Origin of the sequence: Propioniciclava sp. (assembly GCF_029977985.1) — a bacterium.
Classification (GTDB): domain Bacteria; phylum Actinomycetota; class Actinomycetes; order Propionibacteriales; family Propionibacteriaceae; genus Propioniciclava.
The window spans coordinates 13977-31101 of the sequence record NZ_JARKOT010000231.1 but is presented as its reverse complement, the minus strand read 5'-3'; the positions used below and the strand labels follow the sequence as shown (position 1 = coordinate 31101).

12 protein-coding genes and 1 tRNA gene are annotated in these 17125 nt (G+C 72.8%); 5 read left to right on the top strand and 8 right to left on the bottom strand.

Translation table 11 applies throughout. The features are described from left to right. Window positions 1–4 precede the first annotated feature (4 nt). A complete protein-coding gene (locus tag Q1K57_RS13215) occupies window positions 5–3118 on the bottom strand; it encodes an exodeoxyribonuclease V subunit gamma (protein WP_300083384.1) in 3114 nt (1037 codons plus the stop codon). A gap of 65 nt (window positions 3119–3183) precedes the next feature. Between Q1K57_RS13215 and Q1K57_RS13210 the strand changes: the two genes are divergently transcribed. After that, window positions 3184–5226, top strand: a complete 2043-nt coding sequence (locus Q1K57_RS13210; protein WP_300083383.1) for an ATP-dependent DNA helicase UvrD2 — start codon at window positions 3184–3186, stop codon at window positions 5224–5226. A gap of 1 nt (window position 5227) precedes the next feature. Here the strand turns inward: Q1K57_RS13210 and Q1K57_RS13205 are convergent, their stop codons facing one another. Beyond that, window positions 5228–6019, bottom strand: coding sequence for a TOMM precursor leader peptide-binding protein (locus tag Q1K57_RS13205; RefSeq protein WP_300083381.1), 792 nt, complete (start codon window positions 6017–6019; stop codon window positions 5228–5230). A 140-nt stretch (window positions 6020–6159) separates the two neighbouring features. Beyond that, window positions 6160–6324, bottom strand: coding sequence for a DUF5679 domain-containing protein (locus Q1K57_RS13200; RefSeq protein ID WP_300083379.1), 165 nt, complete (start codon window positions 6322–6324; stop codon window positions 6160–6162). Between the two features lie 264 nt (window positions 6325–6588). Between Q1K57_RS13200 and Q1K57_RS13195 the strand changes: the two genes are divergently transcribed. Next, complete coding sequence (locus tag Q1K57_RS13195; RefSeq protein ID WP_300083377.1) at window positions 6589–7119, top strand: M48 family metallopeptidase; 531 nt, start codon at window positions 6589–6591, stop codon at window positions 7117–7119. Here the strand turns inward: Q1K57_RS13195 and Q1K57_RS13190 are convergent, their stop codons facing one another. Further along, window positions 7120–8487: a zinc-dependent metalloprotease gene (locus Q1K57_RS13190; RefSeq protein WP_300083375.1), complete on the bottom strand. Its 1368-nt coding sequence runs from the start codon at window positions 8485–8487 to the stop codon at window positions 7120–7122. It lies immediately after the preceding gene. A gap of 91 nt (window positions 8488–8578) precedes the next feature. Between Q1K57_RS13190 and Q1K57_RS13185 the strand changes: the two genes are divergently transcribed. From Q1K57_RS13185 to Q1K57_RS13175, 3 genes are read left to right on the top strand one after another with little or no spacing between them, the layout of a single operon-like run. Further along, window positions 8579–9625, top strand: coding sequence for a PDZ domain-containing protein (locus tag Q1K57_RS13185; RefSeq protein WP_300083373.1), 1047 nt, complete (start codon window positions 8579–8581; stop codon window positions 9623–9625). Next, complete coding sequence (locus Q1K57_RS13180) at window positions 9622–10131, top strand: PPA1309 family protein (RefSeq protein ID WP_300083372.1); 510 nt, start codon at window positions 9622–9624, stop codon at window positions 10129–10131. Before Q1K57_RS13185 ends, Q1K57_RS13180 begins: the two co-directional genes overlap by 4 nt. Window positions 10132–10155: 24 nt before the next feature. Further along, window positions 10156–13008, top strand: coding sequence for a UPF0182 family protein (locus Q1K57_RS13175; RefSeq protein WP_300083371.1), 2853 nt, complete (start codon window positions 10156–10158; stop codon window positions 13006–13008). A 23-nt stretch (window positions 13009–13031) separates the two neighbouring features. Here Q1K57_RS13175 and Q1K57_RS13170 read toward each other — a convergent pair whose 3' ends face one another. The 4 genes from Q1K57_RS13170 to Q1K57_RS13155 form a co-directional block, all read right to left on the bottom strand. Beyond that, window positions 13032–14375 (bottom strand): insulinase family protein, encoded by a 1344-nt coding sequence (locus Q1K57_RS13170; protein WP_300083370.1) that lies wholly within the window; start codon window positions 14373–14375, stop codon window positions 13032–13034. Then, window positions 14372–15679, bottom strand: coding sequence for a pitrilysin family protein (locus Q1K57_RS13165; protein ID WP_300083369.1), 1308 nt, complete (start codon window positions 15677–15679; stop codon window positions 14372–14374). The genes Q1K57_RS13170 and Q1K57_RS13165 overlap by 4 nt, the downstream gene beginning before the upstream one ends. A 35-nt stretch (window positions 15680–15714) precedes the next feature. Further along, window positions 15715–16842: a hypothetical protein gene (locus Q1K57_RS13160; protein ID WP_300083368.1), complete on the bottom strand. Its 1128-nt coding sequence runs from the start codon at window positions 16840–16842 to the stop codon at window positions 15715–15717. A 189-nt stretch (window positions 16843–17031) separates the two neighbouring features. Beyond that, a tRNA-Met gene (locus tag Q1K57_RS13155) sits at window positions 17032–17105 on the bottom strand. Between the last annotated feature and the right edge of the window lie 20 nt (window positions 17106–17125).

Here is a 17125-nt window from a genome sequence, read left to right as displayed (position 1 = left end):
GGTCTCACCCTCCGCTCGCGGTCACGATGGGCGCCCAGGCGACGGCGGCCAGCGCGCCGAGCTGACTGCTCTCGCCCGGGTGCCCCCAGGGGTCGGTCTCACGCGGCATCCGCCACGGCTTGCGCCGGAGCGGCAGCACGAGGCGCCAATCCTCGTCGTGGTCCTGACGCCAGGCCGCGTCCAGCTGCCGTTCGGACGCCAGCGGATCCTCCCCGCGCGCCCGCAGCACAGCCCAGCGGTGGGCCACCGTCGGCGGCATCGGCAGAATCTGCTCGCCCGCGGCTGCGTAGAGAGCCACGAGGTCGCCGAGCAGCTGGCGAGCAACGGTCGGCGGGGGAGCGACGAGTCGCTCGGCACCGCGTTTGCCCACGAGCACCGCGCCGATGCGTTCGCCGGTGGCCGCGGTGAGCGCGAGACTGCGCACCCAGGCGTCGGCGAGGTGCTTGCCGCCGATCTTCGCGTAGAAGGAGTCGGCGACCCGCCCCGCGCGCGTGGTCACGCGGCCCGTGACCCGCACGCCCTCGACCTCCAGATCGACGAGCTGCGCGTCGGTCGCGCCGTCGGCAGCTTTCTCGTACTCGTCGTGGATGCGGCGGACGGTCTGCGTCACCTGGTCGATGGCCCGGCGGCCCAGTTCACCCGGCGGCACGTCACCCGACAGCCACTCGGCCGTGACGAGAGGGTCGAGCTCCTGCCCGGCGCGCAAGGCGGCGAGCATGCGCGTGCCGATCTGCCACTCCTCGAGTGCGCCGATCTCCAAGGGCAGCTCCTCGGGCAGCGGCTCGTCTCCGGTCAGGGTCAGCCCGGTCCGCTGCCGCAACCACGACCGGACCGGATGCTTGAGCAGCAGCGCGAGCGCAGGCAGGTCGACGTTCGTCAGCGGCGCGGTGCGGTGGACGTGCCCCACCGCCCAGACCGGCGGCGGCGGCGTCCGATCGGCCACGAGAGCGCGCGCTGCCCGCAGGGACGCCGCGTCGAACGACCGCGGCCCCCCAGCGCCGACCGCGAAGTTGGCGGGTGCGAACCCCTGCAGCGGCTCGTGCCTCACGGCGTCCGGACCGAACGCCTCGATCAGCTCCAGGACGCCCGCGGGCGGCGGATGGTCCTCGTTCGTGTGGGCAGAATGGCCCTGGTAGACGATCACCAGCCGCTCGCCGGCGGCCAGCACCGCGTCGAGCACCGCTTGCCGGTCGTCCGCGCCGGGGTCGGGGTCGTCCTCGGCGGGGGCGCGCACCAGGAGGTCGTCGCCATCGCCGAGCCCCCGCCGCGGGAAGCTGCGCTCGTCGAGGCCGACGAGACAGACGACCCGGTGCGGGACCTGCGCGAGAGCGTCCATCGAGCACACGACCAGCGACCCGTTGCCGTAGGTCGGCCGGGTGCCACGCCAGGCGAACTCGCCGGTGAGCAGGGCCGATGCGTCCGCCGACCCGAGGGTGGCCGCGGAAGCAGCCCCACGCGCCGCGAGCGCGTCGAGAGCCGACCACAGCTGACCCAGCTGCCAGCCCTCGGCGAGCGGCACGTCGACGAGAGCGTCGATCGCCGAGCGCATCCGCTCGGCCCACTCGGCGATCGTGCCCGGCTCGCCGAAGGAGTGCACGACCCGCGACGTCCGGCTCACCAGTTCGGCGAGCGCGCCGATGAGCTCGGTATCGGTGGACGCCACGTCGTCGACCGTCGCCACGCTCCCGAACGACGTGGGCCGGTCGCCCGAGAACGCCTCTCCCAGCGTCAGCCGCTGCACGCCGAGCTGCCACGTGGCCTGCGGGAACGCCCCGAGGCCGAACCAACCGCGGTGTTCGCGATTGATTCCCCAGCGCACCCCCGCCCGTTCGAGCAGTTCCTCCAGACGATCGACGTCCTCGCCGTCGAGCCCGAACCGGCGGGCGACGAACGGGTGTGTGGCGAGCGCCAGCAGATCGGACGCCGTCGCCCGCGCGTGCCCCAGCCGCAACAAAGTGACGAGCAGCCCGTACAGCCGGTTGGCGTCGGACGCCGCCCCCTCGGCCACCTGCACGCGCAGCGTCGTGCCGGGGTGGGGCACGGCCGTCCCGGCAGGCCCCGCGACCGGGCCGAAGACCGCCGCCAGTTGAGGCGCGAGCTCAGCGGGCCGGGGCGTGGCGATGACCACGTGGCGTGGCTCCAAGGTGGGATCGTCGGCGAACACCCCGGTGAGCACCTCGCGCAGCACCTCCACCTGCCGCGAGGGCCCGTGGCTGGCGTGGATCGAGACCGACGGGTCCCATGGCTGGGCGGACTCCGCGGCTCCCGCCCGGATCGCGGCCTGCAACCGTCCCAGCGCGCTCGGCGGCACGGGTGGCGTCCAGTGATCCACGATGCGGTCGGCCACCTGCTCCCAACCCGCGCGCCACGTGCGCCCGCGGCGTCCGAGGGCCACCCCGACCGGGTGCGCGGTGTCGAGCGGACCGCTCGCCGGCAGCCACACCGACACTCCCACGCGACCGGCAAGGGCCCGGAGCAACTCGCGCTGGACCGGCGTCGCGCGCCGGGGCGCGAACACGTGCACGTGAGGCCAGGCGACCGGCTGCTCGCCGGCGGCCAGCCGCCGCACCAGCGCCTCGCGCCGCACCAGCGGATCGGGTGCGTCGACCACCCCGTGCAGCCGCCGCCAAAGGACCACCTGCCAGCCGTCGAAGCCCAGGCCCGACGCCGCCGCCCCTGGATCGGCCGACCACCTGCGCAACAGCGAAGGCCGGTGATCGGCGTAGTGGCCGAACAGGCGCGCGATGCGGAGGGCGTTGGCGTACCGCTGGTCATTGGCCGCGAGGTGCGCGGCGACGGGGGCCAGCGCCGCATCGTCGCCGGACTCGACGACGGCCAACACCGCCCAGACCAGCCGTTCCGCGACCCACGCGTCCTCGGTGGTCGTGCCCGCCAGCAGCGATTCCAGGGCCGCGAACCGCTGGACGTCGAGCCCGGCCATGATGCCCTCGGCGCCGGTGGCGAGCGCCACCTGCTGCCCGAGCCAGCGGGCCATGCCCGCCCCCGGCACGAGCAGCAGCGGGCGCGCGAACGGGTCGCCGGCCACCATCGCCTCGGCGGCGAGGGCGGACGCCAGCGCCGCGGCATCCGCGGCGGTGTGCAGGACGAGTTCGTTCATGGTGCGACCCACCCTAAAGGGACCGGCCGACAGTTTCGTCAGGCCCGTCACCTAGGCTGCCTCCCGTGCATCCGAACAGGATCCTCGACGGCCTCGATCCCGAGCAGCGGCTGGTCGCCACCGCGCTCGAGGGGCCGGTCGTCGTGCTCGCGGGCGCGGGCACGGGCAAGACCCGAGCGATGACCCACCGGATCGCCTACGGCGTTGCCACGGGCGCCTTCGCAGCCAACGCGGTGCTCGCGCTGACGTTCACGACCCGCGCCGCGGGGGAGTTGCGGGGGCGGCTGCGACGGCTCGGCGTTCCGGCTGTGCAGGCACGCACGTTCCACTCCGCGGCGCTGCGGCAGGCACAGTACTTCTGGCCACGGGCGTACGGCTCCGAGCTTCCGGCCGTGGAGGCCAACAAGGCCGGCCTGGTCGCGGCGGCGCTGCGTCGCGAACGCCTGGCTCCGGACACGGCGCTGCTGCGGGACACGGCCGCAGAGATCGGCTGGGCGAAGGTGAGCAACGTGGCGCCGGGGGAGTACGCGGCCGTGAGCGCCCAGCGTGGGCGCACGGTCGCCGGCCTCGCCCCCGACCAGGTGGGTCGTGTCTTCGCCCACTACGAGGCGGTGAAAGCGACCCGCGGCGTCATCGACTTCGACGACATCCTGCTCTGCACCGCCGGCCTGCTCGCCGACCACCCCGAGGTGGCGGGCGAGGTGCGGCGCACGTACCGGCACTTCGTCGTGGACGAGTACCAGGATGTGAGCCCGCTCCAGCAGGCCCTGCTGGACTTGTGGCGCGGCGACTCCGAGGAGCTCTGCGTCGTCGGCGACCCCGCCCAGACCATCCACACGTTCGCCGGGGCTCAGGCCTCCTTCCTCACCGGCTTCCACCGGCGCCATCCGCGGGCGACGCGCATCGAACTGGTCCGCGACTACCGGTCGACGCCGCAGGTGGTCGACCTCGCCAATCGCGTGATGGCCGGTCAGGGCCCCCGGGTCGAACTCCGGGCGCAGCGCCCCCCTGGCCCCGAACCGATCCTCACCATGGCCACCAGCGAGGCGGGCGAGGCCGCTGACGTCGCGGCCTGGCTCACCGGGCTGCACCGTCGCGGCACCCCGTGGAACGAGATGGCCGTCCTCTACCGCATCCACGCCCAGTCCCCGCCGCTCGAGGCTGCGCTCGCCGACGCCGGGATCCCGTTCGTCACCCGCGGCAGCGAGGGCTTCTTCGAGCGCGCCGAGGTGCGCGTCGCCCTGCGCGCGCTGGGGGCCGCCGCCCGCACCACCGACGACCCGGCCGCCGACGCCCTGCACACCGTCCTGGCGGGCCTCGGCTGGACGCCCGAGCCGCCCGCGGGTCAGGGCGCCGTTCGCGAACGCTGGGAGTCGTGGGACGCCCTCGCCGGGCTCGGCACCGAGTTCGCCGCCGAGCATCCCGCCGCCACCGCCCAAGACCTCCTCGAGGAACTCGACGCCCGCGCCCGCGCCCAGCACTCGCCCGACGGCCAGGGCGTCACCCTCGGCACCCTCCATGCGGCCAAGGGCCTCGAGTGGGACGCCGTCGCCCTCGTCGGTGCCCACGAGGGCAGCCTGCCGTTCGTCCTGGCCACCCGCCCCGACGACATCGCCGAGGAACGTCGTCTCTTCTACGTCGGCATCACGCGTGCACGCGAGCATCTGCGCATCTCCGGGTCGACCAGCCGCAAGGGCACGGGAGCCCGGCGGTCGCCCACCCGGTTCCTCGACGGGCTGGTCGCGGTGCCCACCGAGGGGTCCGCGTCCGGGGCCGGACGCCGCCGTCGCGGCTCCGCCCAGTCGCGCACGTGCCGGGTGTGCGACCGGCCGCTCGGCAGCGGCGCCGAACGCAAACTGGGTCGCCACTCCGATTGCCCGTCCACCTACGACGAGGCCCTGTGGGAGGACCTGCGCGCGTGGCGCAAGGCCGAGGCGGACGCCGCGGGCGTGCCGGCGTTCGTGGTCTTCACCGATGCCACCCTGCTCGCCGTCGCCGAGCAGGTGCCTGCGAACCGGGACGACCTCGCCGGCATCGGGGGCATCGGCCCGGCCAAGCTCGCCCGCTACGGCGACGGCTTGCTCGAGGTTCTCACCCGGCATCGCTGACCTACCCGGCCCACCGGCAGCCGCACTCGGGGTGCTGGGGCCACCGGCGTGCTTCGAGACGCCAGGTCGCGGCGTCCAGCTCGATCGTGGCGCCCACCGCTTCCGGACGCCGCCCCGCCCACCAGGCGCGCAGTTGCGCGGTAGCCGTCGCGGCGACCCAGGCCGCGGCGGCGGCGTCCGGGGCGGACTCCATGCGGCAGAGCTGCGCCAGCACATGGGGCCAGCGCGCGTCGAGGTCGGTGCGGACGAGGTCGAGGCAGCGGGTGCAGGGCGTCCGGCCGGCTTCGACGAAGGGTCCGACCACGGCACGCTCGGCTTCCACGCGCACCACCAGGTGTGGGCGGTGCTCGCCCTGGAGATCCTCGAGGAGGTGCCGCTCGGGTTCGACCCGCTGCGTAGCGACGAGCACCGGCGGCGGCTGCTGAGGGGTGCGGGCGGCCGGCTGCCGCGCGACGACCTGGACGCCCGTGGACGTGAGCAGCGACCGGCAGGCGGTGGCGAGCGTGCCGCTGCCGACCACGGCGACGACCCTCGGCGGGGGTGGCTCCTCGGTGACGAGCCCGCTGGAGCGCAGGGCAGCGAGGGCGGCGGGCAGCCAGTCGCGGTCGCACGGGTGGAGTTCAAGCGCGGCTCGGGCGGGCGAGCACCCGCGGTCGATCGCGCGGAGCGCCACGTCGGCGCCGCGGGGCGCGTCGGGCAGCAGGAGACCGCGGGCGCCGTCCAACCCGACCTGGACCACGTCGGGGGAACGGAGCGTCACGGTGAGCGGGGCGGTGAAGCGGAGTGGCGCCATGGCCCCACTCTGAGCCCTGGGAGGCCACGCCACGCCGGTGGGTGCTAGACCGCCAACACCGTGCCAACACCTGCGGTGGGCCGGGGACGACGACGGGCGCCGGGGGACGATCACGTCCCCCGGCGCCCGTCGGGATGGGTTCAGGCCGACTTCGGCAGGAAGCGGGTGAGGTTGGTGCCGCACTCGGGGCACTTGGCCTTGGCGATGCGAGTGCCCTTCTCGTTCACCGACACGGCGCCCTCGGCCTCGCGGTGGTCCTTGCACTTCACGCAGTAGAACTTGCCGCTGTAGGTGTCGTTCGACACGTGGATCCTCCTGATGCTCTGCGGTCCGAGCCGCCGTCACGACGGCGCGGTCTGACGCGGCTAGCATAGGCCACCCTGCCCACCGAATGCCGCAATCGACAAGGCAAGACCCCCGGAGTGTCGGGTCGCACGCCTTCCCCTGCGTGCACCCCGTCGACCGAGGGTCTTGGTAGGGACAAAACTACCGGTGCGGCCGACCCCGGGTCAAACGGTGCCAGCGGGTTCGGCACGGAAATCGTCGGAGGGGGCTCGTAGGCTGCTCGCATGGTGACGACGGCCTACGACATCCGCATCAGCCGGCGCCGCACGCGCACGATCGCCGCCTTCCGCGAGGGTGGGCGGCTGGTGGTCGTCGTTCCGGCCCACCTCACCGAGGGGCAGCGTCGCGACCTCATCCCGCCGTTGGTCGAGAAGTTCCTCGCACGCGAGCAGCGCAAGCGGGCCCCGCGCGGCGATGCCTCCCTCACCCGGCGTGCCGAGGTGCTCTACGACGCTCACGTGGCGCCCCACGTCGAGGGTCCGCGGCCCGTGTTCGGCGTCCGTTGGGTGTCGAACATGCGCAGCCGCTGGGGGTCGTGCACGCACGCCACCGGCGAGATCCGGATCAGCGACAAGTTGCGCACGATGCCGGACTGGGTGGTCGACCATCTGCTCATCCACGAGTTGACCCATCTGCACGTCCAGGGGCATCCGCCGCGCTTCCACGCCGTCGCCGGCGCGCACCCGGGTGCCGAGCGGGCCGAGGGCTTCCTCGCGGCGCTGGAGCACCTGGGCGTCAACCAGAAGGCCGACTGATCACGGCGTCGGTCCGGGCGTCTCCGGTCCCTCCTGCCCGGACCCCTCGCCGGTCTCCTCGTCGAGCAGCGCGGCGAGGGCGGCGTCCATGGCGTCGCCTGTCCGGTCCACATGCCCGCCGTTCTCAGCGAACGCGAGTGGGTCGTCGAGGTCGGACGCCGTCGGCACGAAGTCGGGATGCGCCCAGACGGCGTCGCGCGCCTCGACACCCTGGGCGGCGCGCAGCGCGGCCCAGGCATTGGCGGCGTCCCGGACGCGGCGCGGCCGCAGCTCGAGGTTGAGCAGCGTCTTGAGCGCACTCTCGGCCGGTCCGGCGGACGCGCGGCGGCGCCGGACCAGTTCGAGCAGCGCGTCGTGGGGGAGCAGACCGGCGGTCGTCTGCGCGACGACGTCGTCGACCCAGCCCTCCACGACCGCGACCAGGGTCTCGAGGCGTTCGAGAATGTCGATCTGGTCGGGCGACAGGTCGGGCTGGAACAGCTTGCCGGCCACCGACGTGCCCAGTTCGGAGAGGTTCTCGGGCGAGAGCCCGCCCGACAGCTGCGCCTCGATGGCCTGTTCGAAGGACGCCGCGTCGATGCTGATCCCGCGCGCGTAGTGCGCGATGAGGGCCAGCATCTGCGGACCGAGCCACCCGACGCCGGCGAACAGCCGCTGGCGCGCTGTCTCGCGCAGGGCAAGGTAGAGCCGCACGTCGTCGAGGGGCACGTCGAGCCCTGCGGCGAAGGCGGCGACATTGGCGGGCAGCAGTGCGACGACGGGCTTGGGCGTGAGGGGGAAGCCGAGGTCGGTGGCGCTGAGGACAGCGGTGGCGAGTTGGCCGATGCCCTGCCCGACCTGGGCAGCCAGCATGCCCGCCGCGGCCTGCCGCATCATCGGCTCCATCATCGCGGCCATGGGCGCCATCTCGGGTTCGGGGCGCTGCAGGACGCCGGAGATGGCCTCGGTGAGCGATGCCGACACGCTGCCGACGAGCTCCTCCCAGGTCCCCATCGTGGCTTCGACCCATTCGGCGCGGCTCCACGCGGCGGGCGCGGTGTTGGTGCGTTCGAAGCTCGTGTGCTGGTCGAGCCAGAGGTCGGCGAGTCCGGCGGTGTCGCGCACGGCGGCGGCGTCGGCACTCGACGGCGACGGGTCCGGCCCGGACGCGGCGGTCACCTTGCGGGCGACGTCCTTCACGAACGTCCAGTTGAGGCCCTGGCTGCCGTCGCCGCCGCCCATGGCGTCCATCTGACGACCGAACTGATTCATCGCCTGCTGGAGCGGCCCCATCAGGGCGTTGATGTCATAGGTGCCGTCGGGGCCGGGCTGGATCCCGAACTGCCGGAGGAACTCCTCGAGCGGGTTCTCGTCGTCGCGGTCGGGCATGGTGAAGCTCCTCTTCTCGATCGGGTCCATTGTTCCGCACGGGGCAAGGCGGGCGCGGGAGGGTCCAATGACGCACGGTAGGATCGCGGTCATGACGAGGCAGACGTGGACCGCGGCCGTGTCCTCGCTCTGCTTCCTCGTGGCAGCCGTCGTCATCGCGGTCGTGCCTACCCCCTTCGTCACCTACGCGCCCGGGTCGACGTCGAACCTGCTCGGGGTGGCGGGGGACGCCGACGTCGTCTCCGTCGAGGGGGTCCAGACGTTTCCGGCGTCCGGTGAGATCCTTGCGACGAGCGTGAACGTGTCGTCGTCGCTGAGCCGCGTGGCGCTGCCCGAGGTCCTCTACGCCGACTGGGCGCCCGACCGGGACGCCGTGCCGCGCGACTGGCACTACGCCGTGCGCGTCACCGAGACCGAGCGGACCGCCCGCAACGCCCAGCAGTCGGCGTCGTCGCAGGCGTACGCCGCGGCGTCCGCGCTGCGCTCGGCCGGCGTGCAGGTGGACCAGATCCCGATGGTCCAGTCGGTGGCGAGCGCGGGCCCGGCCGTCGACCTGCTGCGCCAGGGCGACTTCGTGCTGGCCGCCAACGGCACCGCGACCCCGACGGTCGCCGCCGTGCGCGCCGTCGTCGAGCAGTTGCGCCCGGGCGACCCGATCACGTTCACGATCCTGCGCGACGGCCTGCAGCAGCCGGTCACGCTGCAGCTGGCGGCGTCCAACACCCAGAGTGCGGTGCCGGTGTGGGGCGGCACGCTCGTCATGGGTTACAGCTATGCGCCCCAGGTGACGTTCAACGTCGCAGCCGACGTCGGCGCCGACAGCGGCCTCATGCTCGCCCTCGCGCTGTTCGACCGGGTCACGGACGGCGACCTCGTCGGCGGCCAGGTGGTGGCGGGCGTCGGCCGCATCGACGGAGCCGGCAACGTCTCCGAGGTGACCGGTGTCCACGAGGCTCTGGCCGCGGCCGAGGACGCCGGCGCGACGGTCTTCGTCCTCCCCGTCTCGAACTGCGCCGACCTCGGCAACCACTCCGACACCGTCCGCGTCGTCAGCGTCGCCACGCTCGACGACGCGATCAATGCCCTCGACGCCCTCGCCGACCCGGCGACGGCGGGCCTTGTGGAGGGCTGTTCGTGAGCACCGATGCGCTGGTCGCCGCCCTCGCCGAGATCGAACGCCACGTCGCCCATGCCGGCTGGGACACCCCCGCGCGGCTGTTCGCCCTCGTCCCGACGGCCGAGCTCCTCGCCGCCGAGCGCAGCCTGGCGGGTCAGCTCGCCGCTCCGACCGCCCCGGACGCCCTCAGTTCGATCGAGCAGGACGGCTTTCACGCCGGCGACGACGTCGTGGACGCCCTCGCCCGCATCTCCTGGCCGCCGACCGTCTTCGGGGCCGCGCTGGTCCTCGAGCGCCTGTTCCTGCCGGCCGGCCTCGAGGCTGATCTGCCCGACGACCCGGACGCCGCCGCGGCAGCCGTCGCCGCGCACCCGGCCCGGCAGGACGTCCGCGTCGTCGTGGGCGTCACCCGCGACGGAGCGCACCACGGGCTGGCCCGGCTCAAGAGCCATCCCGAGGACCTGCTCGCCGCCCCCGATCTCGTGCCCGGGCTGGCCGATGCCCTGGCGCAGACCCTGCACGACTGACTTTCGACCGAGGAGCCCATCGCCGTGCCAACCGCCATTCGCCGCCGTCGCAGCCCCGCTCTGCCCACCATCGTGGGGGTCGCGCTGATCGTCGCCGCGTTCGTGATCTACGCGACGGTCTGGAGCGAGAAGCTGTGGTTCGATTCGATCGGGTTCACCCAGGTGTTCACCACCCAGCTGCTCACGCAGGTGCTGCTGTTCGTGGTCGGCACGGTCGTCATGGGTGGCGCGATCCTCGGCAACATGGCGCTCGCCTTCCGGACCCGTCCGCCGCACCGCCGCACGGGGGCGTCCGCCGTGCTCGACCGCTATCGCGACCTGCTCGAGCACAACCGCGTGACGACGATGGTCGTCCCCTCGCTCATGTTCGGCGCCATGGCCGGTCTGTCGGCCGCGACGCAGGCGCTGCCCGTCCTGGCGTGGCTCAACCGGCAACCGGCGGGTGTCACCGAGCCGACGTTCGGTCTCGACGTCTCGTTCTACCTGCTCGAGTACCCGGTCTGGCGCCTCGTCGCGGGGCTCGTGATGAGCGCCCTGCTCTTCGGCCTCGTCGCCGCGGCGGCCGTCCATTTCGCCGTCGGCAACCTCGGCACCGGGCGCGGCAACCCGCGCTCGCGGGCGGCGTCCACTCATCTGTCCCTGCTGGCGGCGGGCATCCTGCTGATGTACGGCGTCCAGAACCTGCTTGACCGGTACGGGCTGCTGCTCGACCAGGGCACCTTGTTCACCGGCCTTCACTACACGGACGCCCGCGCCCGACTCACTGCCAAGCTGGTCGTGGCGGTGATCTCGTTCCTCGTCGCCGGCCTGTTCGTGGTGAACGCGTTCCTGCACCGGGGCATCCTGCCCATGGCGGGCGTGGTGCTCATGATCGTGTCGGGCCTCATCCTCTCGCTGATCTACCCGATGATCGTCCAGGGCCTGCAGGTGCGGCCCAACGAGCCCGACTACGAACGTCCCTACATCCAAGCGCAGATGAACGCGACGAAACAGGCCTACGGTGTGGCGGACGTCGCGATCACCGAGTACGAGGCGGTCACGCAGGTGCGACCGGGGCAGTTGGCCGCGGACGCCGCCGCCCTGCCCGGCATCCGCCTCATGGACCCGAACGTCGTCGCCCCGACCTTCGAGCAACTGCAGCAGGTGCGCGGCTACTACACGTTCCCCGACATCCTCGACATCGACCGCTACACGATCGACGATCAGGAGACCGACGTCGTCATCGCGGCGCGCGAGATCAACCCGGACGCCATCCCGGACCCGAACTGGAACAACATCCACACGGTGTACACCCACGGCCACGGTTTCGTGTCGGCCTACGGCAACCGCCGGCAGAGCAACGGCGAGCCCGTCTGGATCACCCGCGACATCCCGCCCACAGGCGCCATCGAGGAGACCCAGTCGCGCGTCTACTACGGCGAGCAGTCCACGAACTTCGCCATCGTCGGCCGCGAGGACGGCCAGGCTCCCATCGAACTGGACAGCCCGGGTGGCGCCCAGGGCGGCGGCGAACAGTACAACGTGTACGACGGGCTGGGCGGCGTCCCGATGGGCGACTACTGGCGGCGGATGGTGTTCGCCACCCGACTCGCCGACCTCAACATCCTGCTGTCCGACCGGGTCAACAGCCAGTCGCGCATCCTCTTCGATCGGACGCCGCGCGAGCGCGTCCAGAAGGTCGCGCCGTGGCTCACGGTCGACGGCAACCTGTACCCGGCGATCGTCGACGGCCGGCTGGTGTGGATCGTGGACGCCTACACGACCAGTTCCACCTACCCCAACAGCCAGCGGGTCTCGCTGCAGCGGGCCACGACCGACACGCAGACGACCGTCACCCAACTGGACGCCCCCATCAACTACATGCGCAACTCGGTCAAGGCGGTCGTGGACGCCTACGACGGCACCGTCGATCTATACGCGTGGGACGAATCCGACCCGCTGTTGCGCACCTACGAGCAGGTGTTCCCCGGCACGGTGAAGCCGCGCTCGGAGATCTCGCCCGATCTGCTGAGCCATCTGCGCTATCCCGAGGACCTGTTCAAGGTGCAGCGCGAGATCCTCGCCCGCTACCACGTGAGCGACCCGTACGTCTGGTACGGCTCCACCGACCTGTGGGAGATCCCGGTGGATCCGGTCCAGACGGACGCCCAACTGCGCGAGCCCACCTATTACCTGTCGATCCGCTGGCCGGGTGACGAGACGCCGGTGTTCAGCCAGACCGCCGTCTTCGTGCCGCGTGGCCGCCAGAACCTGGCCGCCTACCTGGCCGTCAACGCGGACGCCGCGAGCCCGGACTACGGGTCGTTGCGGATCCTGCGCATGTCGGACACCCAGCAGATCGACGGGCCCGGCCAGACGCAGAACGCGATCACGCAGAACCCCGACGTGGCGGCCCGACTGCTGCCGTACCAGCAGACGCGTGGGTCGGCGGCGGTCCGGTTCGGCAACCTGCTGACGCTGCCCATGGGCAACGGCCTGCTCTACGTGGAGCCGATCTACACCGAGCGTTCCGGCTCGGCGGGCGCGTACCCGGCGTTGACGTTCGTCGTCGTCCGGTTCGGTGAGCACGTGGGCATCGGTTCGACCCTGCAGGAGGCTCTCGATCTCGTCTTCGGCGGCTTCGCCGGCGCCGAGACCGGTGAGTTGCCGACGGGCCAGGCGCCGCCCACCGAGGGTGGGACGCCGTCCGCCCCCACCACGCCGACGGCTCCGGGCACAGGCGACCAGCAGGCCGCCCTGGACGCCCTGCAGCGGGCGGAGTCAGCCTTCAACGAGGCCGAGGTCGCGCTCCGCGAGGGCGATCTGGCCACCTACCAGGCGAAGAACAACGAGGCGAAGGCTGCGCTGGAGGAGGCCCTCCGGGCCATGGGCCGCTGACGAGGCCGGTGGGGCGGGGGAGCTCAGAGCGCCGACCCCGCCGGTACGACCTCGGCCGCGAACCCTGCAGCGGCGAGTTGCGGCGTGAGGGCTTCGGCGTCGCCGACGACGACGAGCGTCGCGGCGTCCGGACGCAGCAACTCCGCCGCCGCCGCTGTCGCTTCCTCGGGGGTGACGGATCCCCACGCGGCCAGTTGCGCGTCGATGAAGTCGGGGCCCAGGCCGGCTGCGACCAGGGAGGTCAGGCTCTCGCAGAGCCCGCCGGCGGTCGCGTACCGCAGCGGTGTGACGCCGACGAGATAGTCACTGGCACGGTCGCGCTCGGCGAGGGTGAGGGGGGCGTCCGTCACGTCGACGAGGCCAGGAAGCAGCCGGAGCGCGTCGCCGACCACCTCGGTGCGGAACGATCCCTGCGCATAGGTCAGCCCACCCGAGCGCAGCGGCGCGGTGACGAGACTGGCGCCGTACGTGTAGCCCTTCTCCTCGCGCAGCACGCCGTTGAGGCGGCTCAGGTACGCCCCGCCGAGAGCGTGAGCGGCGATCTGGAGGGCGCCGAAGCGCGGGTCGGTGCGGTCGACGGTGAGCCAGCCGTAGCGCAGATCGGCCTGCACCGAGCCGGGCCGGTCGACGAGCACGACCCGCGGCGGCTGAGCGGCCGCCGCCTCGTGCCGGGCCCGCTCCTGGCGGGGGTTCTCCCAGGCTGCGAGCGCGTCGGCGAGGAGGGCGACGTCGGCGTCCGTCACCTCGCCCGCCACCACGAGCGTCGCGCCCGCCGGACCGTAGAAGCGCCCGTGGAAGGCGCGCACGTCCGCGCCGGTGACGGCGGCCACCGTGTCGGCTTCGCCCGCTGCGAGCCGCTGGGAGCGCAGGGCTGGATCGATCAGGACGTGCCGGAACACCTGGTTGGCGCGATCCGCGCCGCGGGCGCGCTGTTGCTCGAGCTGGGCGAGCCGCAGGCGGCGGTGACGGTCGACGTCGGCGTCCGCGAGTTCCGGATCGGCCAGCGCCTCGGCCAGCAGGGACGCCGCCGGCGCGAGGTGCGTCGTCGGCACGTCGAGGTGGACGGCGACGTGGGAGTGGCCGGAGCCGGCGTGCAGGATCGCGCCGCACGCCTCGACGGCGTCGGCGAACGCGGTGCCGGGGTGCGTGGCGGTGCCCTGGTCGAGCGTCCCCGCGGTGAGCGCCCCGACCCCCTCCCGGTCGCGCGGCTCGGCCGTCATCGGCAGGTCGGCGACGAGTGCGACCGAGGTCACGTACTGGCCGGGCATCCGGAACGCGAGCACGCGCAGCCCGTTGGCGAGGGTGGACGCCGCCGGTGCGGGCGCGTGCCACGCCGCCGGCGGGCGGATGGCGGGTCGGGTGGTCATGCGTCCTCCTCGCAGGCCTCGGCGCGTGGTGCACGGTGGTACTCGAGCACGGCCCGGTGCTCCGGGCGCAGCCAGGCGCGGGCTGCGCCCCTGATCTCTCCGGTGGTGAGGGCGGTGTAGTCGGCCAGACGGGAGTTGACCCGGTCGGGGTCGTCGAACTGGGTGGTGAAACCGCTGATGAGGTCAGCGCGCGCTTCGACGCGGGCGCATTCGCTGAGCCAATGCCGCTCGTACTGGACGCGGACCCTGGCCAACTCCTCGTCGGTGGGTCCGTCCGCGGCGAACCGCTCGAATTCGGCGCAGGCGGCGTTCTCGACGGCGGCCAGGTCGGCGCCGTCGAGTGCCCGGGCGAGCGCGAAGCCGAGCGAGTTGCTCCGCGCGAGGCCGACGACCCCCGCGCCTGCGGTCGAGCACGTCTGGTCGCCGAGGACGAGGCGCCGATGCAGCCGCGACGTTTCGCTGCCGCCGAGCACTTCGAGGGCCAACTCGGCGGCGTCCGCCTCCCGGGTGCCCGCGGGCGGAGTTCGGAAGGCGAGGTAGAGGGCGTCGGCGGGGACGTCGGCGCTCGTCACGATCCGCGGGACCCCGGCGTGCGGCCCCAGGGTGGCGACCGTCGGCCGGGTGGGCAGCGCACGCGTGGGCAACGCACCGAAGTGGCGTGCGGCGAGGGCGAACGCCTCGGCCGGCTCGATGTCGCCGACGAGGGTGAGGACCGCGTTGCCGGGCGCGTACCAGGTGGTGAAGAAAGCGTGCACGTCGCTGACGCCGGCGGCGTCGAGATCGGCCATCGAACCGATGACGGTGTGGCCGTAGGGGTGGTCGGGCGGGAACGAGAGGGTCAACAGGTGCTCGATCATGTCGCCGTAGGGGGCGTTGTCGTAGCGCTGCCGCTTCTCTTCCTTGACGACGTCGCGCTGATTGGCGAGGTTCTCGTCGTTGACCGCATCGAGCAGGTGGGCCATGCGATCCGCCTCCAGCCACAGCGCAAGTTCGGTGACGCCGGAAGGGACGGTCTCGAAGTAGTTGGTGCGGTCGAACCAGGTCGTCGCGTTGCAGGAGGCCCCGTTCGCCTGGAGCAGGTTGAGGTGCTCGCCGGAGGCGACGTGCGCGGACCCCTGGAACATGAGGTGCTCGAACAGGTGGGCGAAGCCTGTGCGACCGACGGTTTCGTCGCGCGAGCCCACGTCGTACCACAGGTTGACCGCGACGACGGGGGCGTTGTGGTCGGGGCTCACGATCACCCGGAGGCCGTTGTCGAGGGTGCGTCGATGGATCGGGTACGCGAGGCGTCCGGTGGTGCTCACCCCGTCATCCAAGCACACGGTGCGGTGCGGGGACGTCAGCGGATGCGTGGGCGCTGCATGGGCGGCGCGAACGCGAGCAGCAGCCCCGCGATCACGATGCCGCCGCCGAGGAGTGGGGTGATCGGCGTGTTGGCCAGGTCGGCGAACGAGCCGGGGCCGGGCTGCGGCGTTGGCGGCTCGGTCACGGGGGCAGGGGTGTCCTCTTCCGGTGTGGCTGACGCGCTGGTCGTGGGTCCGGCGGTTGCCGCGCTGGGCGCGTGGGTCGGCACCGGTTGCCCGCCCTGTTCGAGAGGGCCCTCGGACAGGGGGCCGCCCTCAGGTGTGGGTGCGGCGACCGGGTCGTGCGACGTCGTGCCGGACGCTCGGCCGGGGACGTCGCCAGGTGTCCTGGGCACGGTGGGGGCCGTCACAGGCGGGACGATCACGGGAGGGGCGGTCAGTGGAGGAGAAGTCCAGGGAGGAGAGATCCCGGGCGGCGCGCTGATCGGCGGTGCGCTGATCGGCGGGGAGGTGACCGGGGGCGCGCTGATCGGCGGGGAGGTGACCGGCGGGGAGGTGACCGGCGGGTCCGTTCCGGGCGGCTGCGTCACCGGCGGCGAGGTGGTTCCCGGGTCGGCTGCCTGGCCTTCCACCACGAACGTGAGGACGCCGTCGGCTTGGCCCGGGTCGTTCTCCCGCCACCCGACGCCGGCGTTGTTCGGGTTGAGTACGGCCGTGTACGTCCTTGTGGGCAGCTCGTAGCCGGCCGGCACGCGCTTGACGCTGACCTCGACGGTGATCGTTGTGTAGGCGCCGGCGGGCAACACGGTGGTGCGGGCGATGAGGTCGCTCACGCCGCCGATGGTGCGCTGGTTGTCGTCGAGCACGGTCGACGCCGTCACACACTGTTGACCGGCCGGGCCGGTGACCTTGGTGCAGACCGTGAAGTCGATGACGGCGCTCAGCGCCCGCCTCGCCGTGTCCACCACGGTGACCATCGGCCACGGGTTGGTGGGGCTGGGCGTGAGGGCAGGCCCGGCGCCGGCGGTGGGCGGCACGATGCCCGGGGACGGGACGCCGGCGGCCACCGGCTGACCAAGAGCCAACGCAGCGACGAGCACCACGGCGGCCGCGGACGCCCGGACGCGTCCACGGAGTCGCGGCCCGGCGTTGGTCCTCGTCACTCGCTTCCCCCATGAGATCAGTCTGCGATCAGCCTACGGTCGAGACCTCCGGGGTGGCTTCCCCCCTTTCGGGGGACACCGAAAGGTACAAGTGCCACCGTTGCTTTCGGTGGGCCGGCCCACGTCGGCCGCTCAAGCTCCCCGGAAAAAGCAGCTGGCCCCGGGACGTGCCCGAGGCCAGCTGCTTCGTAGCGGGGACAGGATTTGAACCTGTGACCTCTAGGTTATGAGCCTAGCGAGCTACCGAGCTGCTCCACCCCGCGGTGCTCGACCTACTCTACCT